Consider the following 16,405-nt stretch of genomic DNA (forward strand, 5'->3'; position numbering starts at 1 on the left):
ATTGTATAACGGAAATATGAAAACTGTCAAAATTTAAAGAGTTTTAATGTCCTTATTATAAGTAATACGCATTCCTATAGCACTGGCAATTACAGAAGCTCCTTCTGCAATTATAAATGCCCACCAGATATTATTTACATCACCTGTAAGAGAAAGAAGATAGGCTGCAGGAAGAAGCACAATAATCTGACGAACAAATGAAACAATCATACTCATAAGACCTTTTCCGAGAGCCTGGAAAACTGAAATCAATGTAATACAGATTGCTGCAACTGGGAAATGAAGGGCAATTCTTCTAAGGGCCGGAATACCAATAGCATACATTTCTTCTGAAGCATTAAACATTGCAAGCAGCTGACGTGGGAAAAGTTCAAAAATCAAAAGTCCAGCACCCATAATTAAAACTGCAGCAATAGCACAGAGCTTAATTGCACGCATAATTCTGTCTTTACGTTTTGCACCATAGTTATAAGCAACGATAGGAACAATTCCGTTATTAAGACCAAAAACAGGCATAAAAATAAAACTCTGAAGCTTAAAGTAAACTCCATAAACTGCAACGGCTGTCATTGTAAAGGCACCCAGAATCAAGTTGATAAGATATGTAAGTACCGAACCAATAGATCCAAGCAGAATAGAAGGAACACCTACCTTGTAGATATCAGCAATTACTTTACCATGAGGACGGAAGCCCTTAATTTTGTAACTGATTTCCTTATTCTTTGTAAGGTTCAGAGAAAGTGAAATTACGAAACCAACTATCTGACCTAAAACTGTTGCCCAGGCTGCTCCGGCAATTCCAAGTTTTGGGAATCCAAGCAATCCGAAAATCAAAAGAGGATCAAAAATGATATTTGTGATAGCACCAGCAAGCTGAGAAATCATAGAAAGAACAGTGCGTCCTGTAGACTGGAGAAGACGCTCAAACAAAATAGCACCATATAAGCCTACAGAAACAATCATACATATAGAAAGATACTGTACACCATACTCAATGATTTCAGGGTTATTTGTCTGTGATTCAAAATAAATGCGTGGAACAAAAATTCCAAGCACAATGAAAACAACACAAGTGATAGCATAAAGGAAAATACCGTTCATAGCAGAATCACTTACAGCTTTTTTATCCTGCTGTCCAAGTCTCATAGAAAGCAGAGCATTTACACCAACTCCAGTACCAACTGAAGTAGAAATCATCAAATTCTGAATAGGGAACGCAAGAGAAACTGCAGTAAGTGCGTTTTCCGAAATCTGTGCAACGAAAATACTATCTACAATATTATAAAGCGCCTGTACCAGCATAGAAATCATCATCGGTAATGAAATCTGAATCAAAAGTTTACCGAGCGGCATAGTACCCATTTTATTTTCAATCTGAACTGTTTTAGTTTCTGAGGCAGCAGCCCCATCTTTTTTATCTAAATCTTCCATAACTAGACTATTTAACAGAATATGTTGAAAAATGTAAAGAGATGCGAAAAAACGTAGCGAAATGTATAGAATGTTTTGAAATTCTCAAACTTATCAATTTTCAATTTGATTTATCTATACTGTTATTTTATAATTATTTTTAAAGAGGAAATTCAAAAATGATAATTAAAAAACTTGAAGGCAAAGAAAGATTTGACGCCTATAAACTGTTTGTATACTGTTTTCATCGTCGCGTAGATAATATTGAGTCAGAACGTCAGAAATGCGAAGCAGAAACCTGTGAAGACTGGGGTGCTTTTTCTGATGATAATAAACTGATGGCTCGCATAATCAATAATCATTATGATTTTTATGTTGATGGAAAGCCTGTAAAAACCGGTGGTATCGGTGCTGTAGCAACTTATCCTGAATATAGAGAAACGGGAGCTATTCGCGAAATTTTTTATGAAATTCTGAAGGAAGCCTATCGCAATGGCGAAGTACTTTCATCTCTGTATCCGTTCAATCATAAATTTTATAGAAAATTTGGTTATGAGGTAGTGCCTTTTATCAACGAATATAAAATGCATCCGGGTGCTTTAAAAGACTATCACTCACTTCCTTCCGAAGAAAAATGCGAAGTTTATCGATGGCAGCCTGGTGAAAACATTAAAGATTTCATGGATATTTATAATCAATTTTCTCCAACTTTTAATCTTTCAGCCGTTAGAACAGAATCGATGATGCTCGAGCATCTTAAGATTGAAAAGGAATTTATTGATAGAAAATTCTCTTATGTTTTTAAGCATAATGGAAAGCCAGTTTCTTATTTAATTTTCAAGGATGAATTTAGTCCTGAAGCTGCAATCCTCAAAGTTGAAGAATGTGCATGGACCAGCAGAATTGGCTTTAATGCGATTTTAAATTTCCTGTCACGTTTTACCGCAGACTATGGTTCGATAGTTCTTCCTCTTCCAATGGGAATTGATCTTCTTAAAATAATATCTGCACCAAACGCATATGAAATTGAAAAAAGAACCTGCCAGCATTTTATGGTTCGAATTATGAATGCTGTAAAACTTTTTGAAGTTTTGAAGAAGCCTTCAGACTGTGATTTTACAATTAAGATTACAGATGAAATCATAAAAGAAAACAATATTGCACTTCATGTTATGGCAGATAAGGTTGAAGTTATAAATGACGAAACTAACGATTGTAAGTTTGATCTTGAAGCCAATATTCGACCTCTTGGCCAGCTTGCAGTTGGCTGCCTAAGTATTGATGAAGCCCTTCTTCGCTCTGATGTGAAAATCAATGGAAAAGAAGAACTGCTCAGGAGAATCTTTATAAACAAAAAACTTTTTATAAGTGAAAGCTTTTAATTTTTTACACCCAAATAGGAAGTTACAATATGAGAATCATACTTATACGTCATGGAAATCCTGATTATGAAAAAGACTGTCTGACAGAACTTGGACATAAGCAGGCAGCAGCTGCTGCTCAAAGACTTTTATCAGAAGAAATTGATGAGATTTTTTCTTCTCCTCAGGGCCGGGCATTTCAGACAGCAGAATATTTTTCCAAAGCTTCAGGAATAAAACCAATACAAATTCTCGATTTTATCCGCGAAATCCGCTACGGCTGTGAAGGAGAATTGTATGAGCCAAAATGGAATCCCTGGAACGGAGCTGATGAATTAGTATGGAGTGGTCAAAATCTTCAGAGTCCAAACTGGCGTGAATATCCTGTTTTTAAGAATAATTTTGCAACAGTTGATGCAGATAAGATTGGTGAAGAAACAGATAAATGGCTTGCAACTCAGGGCTATGAACGCGAAGGTTTTTACTACCGTTGTACACGTCCGGATGATAAACAAAAAACACTTGCCATTTTTAATCATGGTGGAGCCAGCGCTGCATTTATGTCTCGCGTACTAAACCAGCCGTTCCCTTATATGTGTGCCCTACTTCATTTTCAGCACACAGCAATTTCGATTCTTCGATTCGATAAAACTCCGGGAAAACTGACAGTTCCTACAATTGAACTTTTAAATGACGCCCGACATCTCAAGGATGTAAAATAGTTATTGATTATGCGAAAACTCTTATTCCTGATATCTCTATTATTTTTCTCACAGACTTTTGCTCAGGAACGGCCCTTTATTGGAATCGGTAATCTTAAATACTTTGAACGGGCTTATCCTGATATCGGTTTTGAAAAACATTTTGATACAGAAATAAGCGACTGGAAAATCAGCGTAGGAATTCCAGTAGTTCCGGGAGATAAAAGCACCATTAAAAAGGTTGTAGATTTTTATTGGGCAAACGGAAGTTTTTTACCAGCTTCTGAACTTTCAAATAAAGATAAATACTGGTCACTCTTATATAACTATCCACAAGTACTAATAGATCCAGAAACTTATACAGAAGAAGAAAAAGAACAGATAAAAAATTTTTCATCAACGGAAAATCGACAGGAAGGTGCCGGCACGCCTATGTTCTTTTTTGAAGCCCTCTACTCAGCAGAAACTCGCAGATCTTTAGAAAGTAATATTGTAAGAATAAGTTTCTTAGGTAAACTAACTAACGTTCATAAGCGTATGGAAGCTCCTCTGAAAAGAGTCGAAGAAAAAATCAATAAACTTGCAGAAACAGATAGCGACGTTAAACACTTTCTTGCAAACATGAAATCCTGTGATGCTTACTATTGGCGAATCATCGAAGGAACAAACAGAAAATCTTTTCATAGTCTTGGAATTGCTATGGATATTCTTCCAAAAAGCCAGGAAGGAAAACAGATTTTCTGGAGCTGGGCAAAAAGTAAATATCCGAATACCTGGATGCTGATTCCTCTAAAAAACCGCTGGATGCCTCCAGAATCTGTAATCCAAGCTTTTGAAGAAGAAGGTTTTATCTGGGGTGGTAAATGGGTTATCTACGATAACATGCATTTTGAATACCACCCTGAATTGATTCAGTATAATTTTTTTAAATAATCAGTTTATTTTTGGTAAAATCATTATGCCATGTACTTTTTCTTCTGCCCCCTCAGGTAGATTTACAAAGAACATTCCAGAAAGAACTGCTTTGGCAACTGTTTTAGGTGATTTTATTGAAGTCTTTTCTTCATCAACCTTTTCGTGTGCTGAAATATAATCAGAAATGATTTCATAAGCACGATCGTAATCTGCAATAAGAATAAAAACCTTTATAGAAAAAGCTGAATTTCCTGAAAGTGAATTCAGGGAATACATGCTATTAACATGCTCGTTTTGAATATAAGTAGGAATTCCTTCTGCTGCAAGCAGGCTTCTTAAAAGTGAACAAATCATCATACTACCAACAGATAAAAACTGCTGTGACTGTTCTCCGTTTCTGATACGTTCAAAGTAGCCTTTTTCAAAAGCTTCAGCAGCCTTCATAGCCTCATCATGCTCTTTTTCATCAACATAATAATCCGGTGATTCCTGCTCTGCCTTTTTTTCATTCAGCTTTTTTATACCTGAGACAATACAATAAATACAAAAAATTCCAAACGCTGTGTATGCAGCAATGCTAAAAAATAACATATAGTCAGTCTACTTTATTTCAGATATTTGAGCAAATAAAAAACCGTCAGCTCTAAAATTTACAGAACTGACGGTTATAATTTATCAGATTATTTGTTTATTTACACGTAAAGTGGAGCAACCTGGTCGAGAACCTTGTTGTACTCAGCGTATGCCTTGTCGTAAGCTGCAACGTTCTCAGGAATAGGATCTGCACTCTTTGAAGTATCGAGTGTGATGTGCTCAGCACAAAGCTCTGCGATGTCGCACTTACCATTCTGGTTCTTAAGACACCAGAGAGCCTGAACAGCACCACCAAGAGCAGCTGCTTCATCCAATGCTGGAACGCGGATTGGAAGATTCATAATATCTGCAGCAATCTGGCGCCAGAGTGGAGATTTAGAACCACCACCAATCAGGCGGATTTCCTTAGGCTGGAAACCAAGCTTGCGGAATGCATCAAGACCACCGCGCATAGCAAATACAGCAGATTCAAGAGAAGCACGTGCAATATTTGCACGGTTAGTATTAGCAGAAGTAAGACCTGTAATGCTTGCACGTCCATTTGGCAAGTTAGGAGTTCTTTCTCCATTGAAGAATGGCATTACAAGAACACCCTCAGATCCACAAGGAGCCTTAGCAGCTTCAGCATCAAGATCCTTAACATCAAGCTGGAAAAGACCACGAACAAACTCAGTTGCAACAGTACAGTTCATTGTACAAAGAAGTGGGAGCCATCCACCAGTAGATGAACAGAAGCCCGAAAGACCATTTGCAGGGTCATTGATTGGCTTATCAGAATATCCGTAAAGTGTACCAGAAGTACCCATAGACATTGTAAGGAATCCGTCAGCTACAGTACCAGTTCCAACAGCACCCATCATGTTGTCTCCACCACCGGCAGAAACTGGGATTCCTTCAGGAATACCATAAGCGGCAGCTGCTTCAGCGCTAACCTTTCCAGCTGGGCTACTAGGCTCAATCAGCTTTGGAAGAAGGCCGAGAAGTTTTGGATCGATAATGTCACAAATCTTTTTTGACCAGCAGCGGTTTGCAGAATCAAACAAAGCAGTACCAGAAGCATCGCCGTACTCCATAACGTACTCGCCTGTGAGCTTCCAGTTCAAATAGTCGTGTGGAAGCATAATATATTTAAGAGCAGCAAAAGCCTCTGGCTTGTTGTTCTTGAGCCAGAGAATCTTTGGAGCAGTAAAACCAGGCAACATCAGGTTACCAAGAAGTTTTACAACCTTTTTGTCGCCGCCTGCTTTCTTAGTGATGTAAGCACACTGTTCAGTAGTTGCAGTATCGCACCAGAGCTTAATGTTATACAAAGCCTTTCCGTCCTTATCGAGCGGAACAAAACCATGCTGCTGACCAGAAACACCAATAGCTTCGATAGTCTTCTTGTTTTCAGCAGAAAGCTTTCCAAAACAAACCTCAAGTCCTTTGTCGAACCATTCAGCCTTCTGCTCACGTGTTCCGTCTGCCTCCGAAATCAAATCCATTGGACAGCTAGCCTTTTCAATAATCTCTTTTTTCTCGTAGTCGTAAATTACAACCTTCATACTCTGTGTACCAAGGTCAATTCCTGCAACAGTTTTCATATTAAAAATACTCCTTTTGGCGCAGCTACATAGCTTAACCTATAGTTTATTATAACAATAACATTCCACTCTTTCTACGGCAACCGGTTGCTTTTTAAATATTTGATACATCTCCCACAAAATCATACATACCGGCGGCTTTCATGAACAATAAAAATCGTTACTACGAATCTGCAGACTTCTAAAATTACACAAACTACGTTCATGACATTTATAAATACAGAATTTGAAATAAAAACTCTGAGCTTCAAAAGAAGTCCGAATGATGGAATAAAAAATAACAAACGGAAAAAGAATTGTACAAAGTAAATCTTATAAGCAATCAATTTATTACAAAAATAAAGAATGCCGGTAACAAAAATACTGATAATAAGAATCAACTCTAAATATGGCAATACCTTGAATAAAAGAGGTATATTTGGATTTGTTTCAGCACCTTTAGAAAAACTCTTAAAGAGATTTATAATCATTTTAATCAGCATATACGCATTGCTGAACTCAAGAATACCAAAAAAGATATTCCACTTTTTGTTATGGTTTACATCAAATTTTTCGGCAACCCCATCTTTAGGTGTAATACTCCACTTTCCCACTAAATGAAACATAAAGTCTCCTTTTTTTAAATATTGCAAAACCTGGAAATCTTTCCTGTTTTGACTATAAATTTAATATAATACTGGCTATTGAATAAGTCTAGTTATCAAACCGCTGTCTTCCTTGTTTTTGGGTGCTTCTTTTATAGATAAATTTGAAGACTGTCTTTTGCATTTATGTTAAACTCTATTCGAGGTGACAAAATGATTATTCTGATTGGCGGCTCAAGTCATGTTGGCAAAACTCTGATTGCGCAGAAGCTTTTGGAACGAACGCACTTCCCTTATATTAGTCTGGACCATCTGAAGATGGGCTATATTCGCAGCGGACGCACAAACCTCACTGTTGAAGACGATTACAAGATGCGATATTTTTTATGGCCGTTTGTGGCTGAGATGATTAAGACCGCAATTGAAAATGATCAGAATATGATTGTTGAAGGCTGTTATATTCCCGGTGAATGGAAACTGGCTTTTTCACCTGAATATCTTTCGAAAATCTACTGTACTTTTATTACAATGGACGAAGAATATCTGCGCGCTAATTTTGATAAAGTGGTTGGAAAGGCAAGTGTTATAGAAAAACGTCTTTGTGACGACCCGGATCTCGAACGGCTTATTATGTGCAGCAAGGAATTTAAAGCCGACTGCGAAAAATACGATATCCCGAATCTGGAAATTACCGCCGGCACCACATACGATGCCGACGCCTTTGCCGATAGAATTATAAAAGCAGCAGGTCTTTAACTGCGCGCCACTTCGTTCTCTTTAGCCAGTCTATCCAGTTTTCTGAACATATGAATCAGATATGGAATTGCAGTAAACGCGCTCAAAATATCTGCAGCAGCCTGACTGGTTTCTACACCACGTAAACCGAACAGCCGAGGTAAAATCAAAATAGCTGGAATAAAGTATACTCCCTGGCGGTTCATAGAAAGGAATGTTGCTGCCTTTATATGTCTTGTAGACTGCATCAACATGTTGGTTCCTACAATCAGTGGATGAAATGGGATGAACGCAATCTGCCATCTAAGTGCAACAACACCAACCGCAACTGCTGCTTCATCCTTAATAAAGCCGTGCATAATCTGATTTGCAAAAATGAAAATCACAATAGCAAAGCAGGCCATAATTGCAAAGCCGCTTCCAACAAGGAATCTATAAGCTTTTTTTACACGGTCATAACGTTTGGCTCCATAATTGTAACCACTTACCGGACTAAAGCCCTGACCAATTCCAATCATAATTGCGGCAACAAACATCACGATTTTTGTAGTAATGGACATAGCCGCTACTGCAGAATCGCCGTAAGCGCCGGCTGTAGTATTCAGTAAAATTGTCGCAACACTCGCAAGTCCCTGACGTGCAAGAGATGGAACACCCGTAGCAACAGTTTTTCCGAGCACATCCACAGTACCCCTGAAAAGCTTAATACTCATATGGCATACAGCTTTTCCACGCAAGAACCAGCTCAAAAGTATCACAAATGAAATTGTCTGACTAACGATTGTTGCAACTGCCGCACCGCTTATTCCCATTCCAAAGCCGTAAATAAAAAGCGGATCCAAGGCAATATTTATCAATCCACCGCTGGTCAAAGCAATCATAGAAAAGAAAGCCTTGCCCTCAGAACGCAGAACATTATTCAGGACAAATGAGGCACACATAAGAGGTGCACCCCAGAAAATAAAGCGGCCATACTGCTGAGCATAAGGTAAAACAGATTCAGATGCACCAACAAGACTTAAAACCTGCGGCGCAAAAAGATTTCCGAATATTGTAATAAGAGCACCAACTCCAAGGGCTGTGAACAATGCCGTAGATGCAATTATGCTTGCTTCTTCATTCCGCTTCTGACCCAGTCTGATAGAAACAAGACTTCCCGAACCCATACCAAGTGTGAATCCTACTGCCTGAATAATCGACATAATTGGAAAAACAATTCCAACTGCTGCACTCGCCTGGGTATTTATATGTGACACAAAAAAAGTGTCTGCCATATTGTAAATGGCCGTTACCAGCATTGAAATTACCGTTGGCACTGCAAGACTTGTAATTAACCGCGACACCGGCGTATTAACCATCTTGTTGTACTGTTCTTCTGCTGTAAGATTCTGTGGTTTCAAAAAGTACTCCTATTCATGCATTACATAATCAATATCCGCCTGCATAATCTTTATCATCGCATCAGCAACCTTTGGATCAAACTGAATACCACGATATTTTAAGATTTCTTCTTTTACACGCTGCTGTGGCAGATAATCACGGTAACTTCGGTTTGAAGTCATAGCATCGTAAGCATCTGCTACCCCTATAATTCGCGCAATCCAAGGAATTTCTTCTCCTGCCAGCCCATCAGGATAACCCTTTCCATCAAAACGTTCATGATGACTTCTGGCTCCAATTGAGATTTCAGGCATAGAAGAAATAGACTTCAAAATATCACTTCCAATTACAGGATGTGTTTTTATGATTTCATATTCCTCGTCTGTAAGTTTACCAGGCTTATTGATTATAGCATTTGGTATACCAATCTTACCGATATCATGCAACAGGGCTGCATAATAAATTCTCTCCTGAGTTTTTTCTTTTTCTCCAAGAGCAGCAGCCAGCATCCGTGAATATTTTGCAACTCGATTTGAATGACCTTTTGTGTATTTATCCTTAGCATCTATTGTCTGTGCAAGTGCACTGGTAACTTCAATAGACAACTTTTCAATTTCTTCCTGGCGTTTACTGTAAGCTCTAAAGCGCAAAACAACAACAAGGAAAGTAATTCCAACAATCAGAATTGACATTACTATTTTAAACCAGGTTTGCTGCCACAAATGAGCTTTTCTTATTATATATAAAGTAGCTTCGTTTGTGCTTTGGATTCCATCTGGATTTTTTGCAATTACATGGAAGATATAATTTCCTGGTTTAAGGTTAGTGAACGACGCTGTTCTTTCTTTCGTCCATTCTGAATAATCTTTTTCAAAACCTTCGAGTTTAGTCTTAAATTGAACATGCTCAGATGAAACAAAACTTATTCCAGTATATTTAATATTCAGACGTTTTATTTTTGGTGCAACATTAACCGTAAACCTGCTTCGTCGCAAATCCGAAGTAATTTCAAGTTTTTCGTTATCTGCTGTTACACTCTGAATTTTTACTGTCGGTGCATAATTATTTGAAGCATTTCGTAAAGGATCCAGCATTGTAAATCCATCTATCAAGGTAAACCAGAGTCGTCCCTTATCATCCTGCATGGAAACAGAAGTTGAAGTTACTCCTCCAGAATGAATTCCATCAAGTTTACTGAAGAATGTCAGATGAACTGTTTTGCGTTCTCCATGAATTACTTCATCAAGATCGGAAAGTTTTACATTAAAAATACCCTGATTACTTGTACCCCAGACTCTATGTGTATAATCTAAAAGAACCTGAAAAACTCCGTCTGATCCAAATCCATTTGAAAGGTCAAAGTTTGTAATCTTTCCTGTTGTTTTAGAAATTATGCTTAAACCAGAACCGGTACAAATCCAGATTTCATCTTCACGCACAGAAGAAATTTTGAAAACAATATTTCCTACAAGACCATCATCCTTTGTAAGTCTTTTTGTAATCTCCTTTGTCTGAGGATTAATTATATAAACACCACCACCATCTGTACCAAACCAAACCATACCCTCATCGTCTTCGTAAAGACACATAATAAAATCGTTGTACAGAAAATTATCTTTATATATGTTTTTTATTTCTCCAGTTTTATGATCTATAATTGAAAGACCTGTTATTGTTCCTGTATAAATGTCACCGTTTTTCGTTTGAATTGAAACTCTTGATTTATTGCCAGCAAGTCCATCGTCTTTATTCCAGTATTCAATTGTTCCATCAAGATGTATTTTTATCTGATTATATTTTTCATAACAGTTTAAAAGAATTGATCCGTCACTTGTAACTCCAACATGACGGATCCTTATATTCATAAATAACCTGGTAAGATCATTTTCTATAAACTTATTATTTTTATAACAATACAAACCATTATCGCAGGCCATCCAGATTACATTACGGAAAGAATCCTGTGCAATAGCATTTACTGTAGAGGAAATATTTGTTGTCTGAAATTTTCCCCTGCTAAGTTTTTGAATTCCACCACGATCCAGTGCAAGCCAGATATTTTTTTCGTGGTCTTCCATAATTTGATTTATATTATCATCTACAAGGAAATTACTCGTATCTGCATAAGAAAAAACTCCATCATGCAAGACTGTAATTCCGTTGTCGAGCGCAAACCACATGTTTTTATCAGAATCCTGAAAGATTCTTGTAACAGCAGTTCCTCTTTGTTTTCCGTATCCAACATCATAAACAGTTTCTTTACCATCAACTACTTTTACAACATAATGAGGAGCTACTCCAAACCAGAACGCCCCGGTAGAGTCCTGCGCTACAGTTGTTACAACAGGATTTTCTATAGATTTAATCATATGGATTTCTTGAATTTTACCGCCTGTATAACAATAGAGTTCTTCTGTTCTGGTAATAATCCACATTCGTCCGGCAGTATCACAATATAATTGATTTACAGTGAAATGATTTCCATTAGGTAATTTATCAAAACCGACAAGTTTCTCAAGAATATACTGTCTGTTTACGCAGATAATTCCAGATGCAGTTCCAATCCACATAAAATTATTCTTATCTTCGCAAATTGCACGAATGGAATTATTTGGAAGCCCGTCTTTTGCTGTATATTTCAGGATTTCGCCGGTATGCTTTATACAGGTTACGCCTTCATCATTTGAACCAACCCAAAGATGATTTCTTGAATCCTGAAATACTGTTCGTGCACTTAAGAAATCATAGCGCTCGTCATAAAGGCGGTTCAAAGAAATAAAATCAACACCATCAAAACGCATCAATCCACTATAGGTTCCAAAATACATGTAACCATCGTCGTCCTGCATGATGTCAGTAATTGTATTTCCTGTAAGTCCAGATTCGGCATTCCAGTTACGACTTACAAATTCTTTAAAGAATGAATCATCTGTATTATTGTTTTGAGGTTGGGAAAAAATATAACTGCTTATAAATAATGCATAAATAGTTAATAAAATTCTTCTCTTCACCATATTATAATATTTTACATCCATTTATGCATTTTTACGAATTTTTTATTCCCAGAATAAATTTTGAATTTTTCATCTTTTCTCTTTAATTGTATTATCTTCATTTAATAAAACGATTTCAGGTTTCCAGGAGTCTGCATCTTTTTCATCTATTGATGTATAAGTCACCACAATAATTTTGTCTCCCGGTTGCGCAAGGCGGGCTGCAGCTCCATTAAGACAGAACTCGCCTTTTTTCCCCGGAATAATATAGGTAGAAAGTCTTGCTCCATTATTGATATTAAAGATTTCAACCTTTTCCCAGATATGCATTCCTGCTGCTTTTACAAGTTCGGTATCTATAGAAATTGAACCTTCATAATCAAGGATTGTCTGAGTTACTGTTGCTCTGTGTAATTTTGATTTTAATACTTCTATATTCATATTTATCTCCTATTTATTTTTGATTATCTGATTCAGCCCTTCAAGAACAAGATTTTTTTCAATCCTGTCAAAAAGACCTTCGTTTTCAAAAAGATATGAAAGTCCACCTGTGGCAATTACAAAAGGCTTCTGGCCATTAAAGATTTCTCTGGTAAATTGCTGAATCAGTTCTTTTATACCACCGAGAGCTCCGTAGTAAACTCCGGCCTGAATGCATTGTGTTGTCGAAGTTCCGGGAAGTTTTTCCGGCTGAGTAATTTGTACTTCCGGTAACTGTGCTGTTCCAGAAACGAGTGATTTTACAATCAGATTCATACCTGGAAGAATTGCACCTCCGCAAAACTCTTTTTCTTTTGTGATAACATCTACTGTTGTAGCAGTTCCCATATCTACGACAATAAGATTTTTGTCTGGCTCCAGTGCTGTTGCTCCGATGCCAGCGGCTATGCGGTCTGTTCCTAGTTTTTCCGGATTTTTGTAAGAAATCTTTAGACCGGTTTTACAGTTTGACTGCAGGAACAGGACTTCTTTTTCAAAGGCTTTTTTACAGGCATTTATAATTGTTGAGTTCATGGATGGAACTACGGAACAGACGGAGATTTCTGAGATCTCAGTTAGTGCGAGGCCTGCTCGCTTTATTTCTGAAAGAAAGAAATCTGCAAGAGCCTCTTCCGTACATCCGCCACCGTTTTCACGACAGAAAGTATGAACAAGCTTATCTTCATTAAAGAGTCCGCACGATAGTCTTGTGTTTCCAGCATCCAGAGTAAGTGTCATTTTTCGGCCTCCTCCGGCTCGGCGGTTTTTAGGAGCGACAGGAGTTCCTGGGCCATCTGAAGGTTTGTGGTGCCCGCTGCGTGGATTTTGCCGTCTGAAGTGAGGATATTAAATGGATGGAGGTCGCTGGTGATTTCCGAGAGGTCGTTCGCCACGATAAAGTCTGCATTGCTGTGCGCAAAAAGTTTTGCGGCTGCGCGGGCACGATCTGAGGGGGCGGCCCCGCTGGTAAGTTTGAAGCACACGATTTTAGCGTTGGGATTTCCACCTTCTGCCGCCCAGTAACGAAGCGAATCTGCTAGTTTTGGAGCCTTTCGGAAAATAACCGTGAGCTCTTCATCAGACTGAAGCTTTGAAACCTGTTTTCCAGCTTTGATTGTTTTTCCACCTGTAATAATTTCAGACGGAATATAGTCACTTACAGCCGCTGCATGAATTACAGCATCATAAGAACGTGTACAAAGCTCACTCTGAATAGCCTGAGAAAGTTCCTGTCCTGTCGTAAAAAAAACGCATTTTACCGCAGAATCTGCAGGTTTTATTGCATTTTCTGCGGTAATCAGCGTAACTTCATTGCCATTTTGAGCAAAAAAGCCGGCAAGTTCCGCAGAGGTTTTACCTGAAGAAGAATTGGTAACAACCCTTACACTATCGATATATTCCCTGCAGCCCCCGCCTGTAATCAAAACTCTCATACCGATTCCTTTATAAATTCTACAGCAGTTTCTGGGGAAATCAATTTTCCCTTTCCTACACTGCCGCAGGCTAACCGGCCTTCATCCGTCGGAAGAATCTTTGTGCCCCAGCTTTCAAGTTTTTTCAGATTTTCCTGAACTGCTGGATGCGCAAACATATTAGAATTCATTGCAGGAGCAAGTAAAACAGGCTTATCAAAATTATTTGCTAAAAATACTGCGCCAAACAAATCATCACTTAAACCACAGGCAAGCCGCGAAATACAGTTTGCACTTGCCGGATAAATCATAATCAGATCCGCCCATTTCTGAGCGAGCGTAATATGAGGAATACAATCCGGCTCACAGGCAAACATATTCTGAGTCAAAGCTTTTTTATGAGTAAGGCCTTCAAAAACTGCCGGCTGAAGAAATTTCAGAGCTCCATCCGAAAGCGAAATCTGAACTTCTGCCCCTTCCTTTACAAGAAGATTTGCAAGCTCGCAGGCCTTATAGCAGGCAATTGAGCCGGTAACGTGAAGCAAAATCTTTTTATCTTTCAACATTGTCTATAAGTCTTACATCTTCAATGGATGCGGCAGCGTAAAGGCGGTTTCCAACTTCCGTTACATAATCAATCATAAAGCCATCTGCTTCCAGCTGGGCCTTAATCTCATCAACACTTTTTCCACTTGCAAGAGCCTTATGAAGGCACGGTGCCTTTGCGAGCCCAGCCGGTGAAAGACGCTTGTTTCTTGAACTGAAAGCAAGCCCGTTTTCTTCGCGGACAATAGGACATGGAATAACTTCTGTACGAAGGAAAAAAGCCTTTGCCATTCCATCCAAAAGCTTGTACTGCTGGAAATCTTTTTCACCAAAATAAGCCTTTTCCGGAAGGAAAATCTGGAAAAGCTTCATAACAACTGTGAGAACTCCATCAAAATGGCCCGGGCGGCTTGCACCACACAAAGTTTTGCTGAAAGAATCTTCAGAAAGCTTATAGTGGTAATCATCCGGGTACATAATGTCGTAAGTCGGAGCAAAAAGATAATCGACTCCGGTCTTTTCCAAAAGTGCACAGTCCTCTTCCCAGGTTTTCGGATAAGTTTTCAAATCATTTTGATTATTAAACTGAACAGGATTCAGAAAAATGCTTACAACGCTGATATCATTTTCTTTAATTGCTCGTTCAACAAGGGAAAGATGACCTTTGTGAAGGGCGCCCATTGTCGGAACAAGTCCAATACTCTGATGTTTTTCTTTTCGGTTAATTGATTTTTCTATTTCGAGCCATTCGGCTGGTGTATTTATGATTTTCATTTTGTAAAAGTCTCCTCGGCAGCTGGGAATGTGTGATTTTTGCAGCACTCGTCATATTCGTTCAGAGCATTTTTTACTAAATCAGCTCCATTCATAAAATGACGTACAAATTTTGGTTTGAAAGATGATAAGCCCAGAAGGTCGTGAAGCACGAGCACCTGCCCGTCCACTGCAGACCCGCCGCCAATCCCGATAACCGGCACCGACACAGCCCGGCTCATAGCAGTTGCAACGTCCGAAGGCACACATTCAGCGACAATCGCAAAACAGCCCGCCTTCTCCATGGCAACTGCATCTTTAATGAGTTTGGATTTTGCTTCCTCCGTGCGTCCCTGTACCTTATAGCCGCCCATCGCATGGAAAAACTGCGGAGTTAGCCCTAAATGGCCCATTACAGGAATTCCAGATTCTACAAGATGAGAGATAAGCTCAAGATTTCCGTCCGCCCCTTCGATTTTCACCGAATCGGCCCCGGCCGCGATGAGTTTCCCGGCCGCTTTTGTTCCGCGATATAGACCGAGCCTGGTGCTCAGAAACGGCATATCAGCCACCAGAAACTTGTCCTGGAGCCCTCTATGCACCGCACGAGTATGCAAAGCCATAAGATCCACCGTGGCGGGAATCGTATTCTCTTCGCCGTGCATTACATTTGCAAGGCTGTCGCCAACGAGAACACAGTCGATATTTGTTTGATTTACCAGACATGCCATTGTGTAGTCATAGCATGTCACCATAGAAATAATTGAATGCTCGGCTTTCCGTTTTGGAAAGTCTGCGGGTGAGAGTTTCATTCAGTACCTGCCTTTTTGGTCAAGTCCAAAGTTTTTTGTAATGTCAAAACGCTATCACCGCTTTCAACGAAAGTCGATGTAGTTGCGGTAAATATAACGAATCAAAAAAATAATTACAACATCAGTCCCAGGCTTCCTTTTCCTTG

The 16,405-nt window shown here is 38.8% G+C and carries 16 protein-coding genes; 4 read left to right on the forward strand and 12 right to left on the reverse strand.

What is annotated here, in order from left to right; all coding sequences use genetic code 11:
- Positions 1-33: 33 nt before the first annotated feature.
- Positions 34-1,431, reverse strand: a complete 1,398-nt coding sequence (locus tag BMY21_RS10710) for an MATE family efflux transporter (RefSeq protein WP_074643986.1) — start codon at positions 1,429-1,431, stop codon at positions 34-36.
- A 158-nt stretch (positions 1,432-1,589) separates the two neighbouring features.
- Here BMY21_RS10710 and BMY21_RS10715 point away from each other — a divergent pair, with 158 nt between their 5' ends.
- The 3 genes from BMY21_RS10715 to BMY21_RS10725 are packed head-to-tail and all read left to right on the forward strand — an operon-like array spanning position 1,590 to position 4,405.
- Positions 1,590-2,792 carry a GNAT family N-acetyltransferase gene (locus tag BMY21_RS10715; RefSeq protein WP_074643989.1) on the forward strand — a complete coding sequence of 401 codons (1,203 nt, stop codon included), beginning with the start codon at positions 1,590-1,592 and terminating at the stop codon, positions 2,790-2,792.
- 29 nt (positions 2,793-2,821) lie between these two features.
- Positions 2,822-3,493: a histidine phosphatase family protein gene (locus BMY21_RS10720; protein ID WP_074643991.1), complete on the forward strand. Its 672-nt coding sequence runs from the start codon at positions 2,822-2,824 to the stop codon at positions 3,491-3,493.
- Positions 3,494-3,502: 9 nt separating this feature from the next.
- On the forward strand, positions 3,503-4,405 hold the full coding sequence (locus tag BMY21_RS10725) for a M15 family metallopeptidase (protein ID WP_074643994.1): 903 nt from the start codon (positions 3,503-3,505) through the stop codon (positions 4,403-4,405).
- On the opposite strand, the gene BMY21_RS10730 is transcribed toward BMY21_RS10725, so the two are convergent.
- From BMY21_RS10730 to BMY21_RS10740, 3 genes are all read right to left on the reverse strand, one after another.
- Entirely contained in the window at positions 4,406-4,978 is a 573-nt protein-coding gene (locus tag BMY21_RS10730) for a putative signal transducing protein (protein ID WP_074643996.1), read from the reverse strand.
- A 101-nt stretch (positions 4,979-5,079) separates the two neighbouring features.
- On the reverse strand, positions 5,080-6,564 hold the full coding sequence (gene xylB, locus BMY21_RS10735) for a xylulokinase (RefSeq protein WP_074643999.1): 1,485 nt from the start codon (positions 6,562-6,564) through the stop codon (positions 5,080-5,082).
- A 122-nt stretch (positions 6,565-6,686) separates the two neighbouring features.
- A complete protein-coding gene (locus BMY21_RS10740) occupies positions 6,687-7,169 on the reverse strand; it encodes a hypothetical protein (RefSeq protein ID WP_074644002.1) in 483 nt (160 codons plus the stop codon).
- Between the two features lie 192 nt (positions 7,170-7,361).
- On the opposite strand from BMY21_RS10740, the gene BMY21_RS10745 reads away from it, so the two are divergent.
- A complete protein-coding gene (locus tag BMY21_RS10745; protein ID WP_074644005.1) occupies positions 7,362-7,904 on the forward strand; it encodes a nucleoside/nucleotide kinase family protein in 543 nt (180 codons plus the stop codon).
- Here BMY21_RS10745 and BMY21_RS10750 read toward each other — a convergent pair.
- The 8 genes from BMY21_RS10750 to panB form a co-directional block, all read right to left on the reverse strand.
- Positions 7,901-9,283: an MATE family efflux transporter gene (locus BMY21_RS10750; protein WP_256210391.1), complete on the reverse strand. Its 1,383-nt coding sequence runs from the start codon at positions 9,281-9,283 to the stop codon at positions 7,901-7,903. The genes BMY21_RS10745 and BMY21_RS10750 overlap by 4 nt on opposite strands.
- 9 nt (positions 9,284-9,292) lie before the next feature.
- Positions 9,293-12,277 carry an HD domain-containing phosphohydrolase gene (locus BMY21_RS10755; RefSeq protein ID WP_177177750.1) on the reverse strand — a complete coding sequence of 995 codons (2,985 nt, stop codon included), beginning with the start codon at positions 12,275-12,277 and terminating at the stop codon, positions 9,293-9,295.
- Positions 12,278-12,346: 69 nt separating this feature from the next.
- The gene (gene panD, locus BMY21_RS10760; RefSeq protein WP_074644011.1) at positions 12,347-12,697 is read right to left on the reverse strand and encodes an aspartate 1-decarboxylase; all 351 of its coding nucleotides are present in this window, start codon (positions 12,695-12,697) and stop codon (positions 12,347-12,349) included.
- A gap of 9 nt (positions 12,698-12,706) precedes the next feature.
- Positions 12,707-13,474 (reverse strand): type III pantothenate kinase, encoded by a 768-nt coding sequence (locus BMY21_RS10765; RefSeq protein ID WP_074644014.1) that lies wholly within the window; start codon positions 13,472-13,474, stop codon positions 12,707-12,709.
- The gene (locus BMY21_RS10770; protein WP_074644016.1) at positions 13,471-14,169 is read right to left on the reverse strand and encodes a phosphopantothenoylcysteine decarboxylase domain-containing protein; all 699 of its coding nucleotides are present in this window, start codon (positions 14,167-14,169) and stop codon (positions 13,471-13,473) included. The genes BMY21_RS10765 and BMY21_RS10770 overlap by 4 nt, the downstream gene beginning before the upstream one ends.
- Positions 14,166-14,714: a flavoprotein gene (locus tag BMY21_RS10775; protein ID WP_074644018.1), complete on the reverse strand. Its 549-nt coding sequence runs from the start codon at positions 14,712-14,714 to the stop codon at positions 14,166-14,168. The genes BMY21_RS10770 and BMY21_RS10775 overlap by 4 nt, the downstream gene beginning before the upstream one ends.
- Positions 14,701-15,468, reverse strand: a complete 768-nt coding sequence (gene panC / locus BMY21_RS10780) for a pantoate--beta-alanine ligase (protein WP_074644021.1) — start codon at positions 15,466-15,468, stop codon at positions 14,701-14,703. The genes BMY21_RS10775 and panC overlap by 14 nt, the downstream gene beginning before the upstream one ends.
- A complete protein-coding gene (gene panB / locus BMY21_RS10785) occupies positions 15,465-16,259 on the reverse strand; it encodes a 3-methyl-2-oxobutanoate hydroxymethyltransferase (RefSeq protein ID WP_074644023.1) in 795 nt (264 codons plus the stop codon). The genes panC and panB overlap by 4 nt, the downstream gene beginning before the upstream one ends.
- Positions 16,260-16,405 lie beyond the last annotated feature (146 nt).

This window comes from Treponema bryantii (assembly GCF_900111035.1).
GTDB classification, from domain to species: Bacteria; Spirochaetota; Spirochaetia; order Treponematales; family Treponemataceae; genus Treponema_D; species Treponema_D bryantii_C.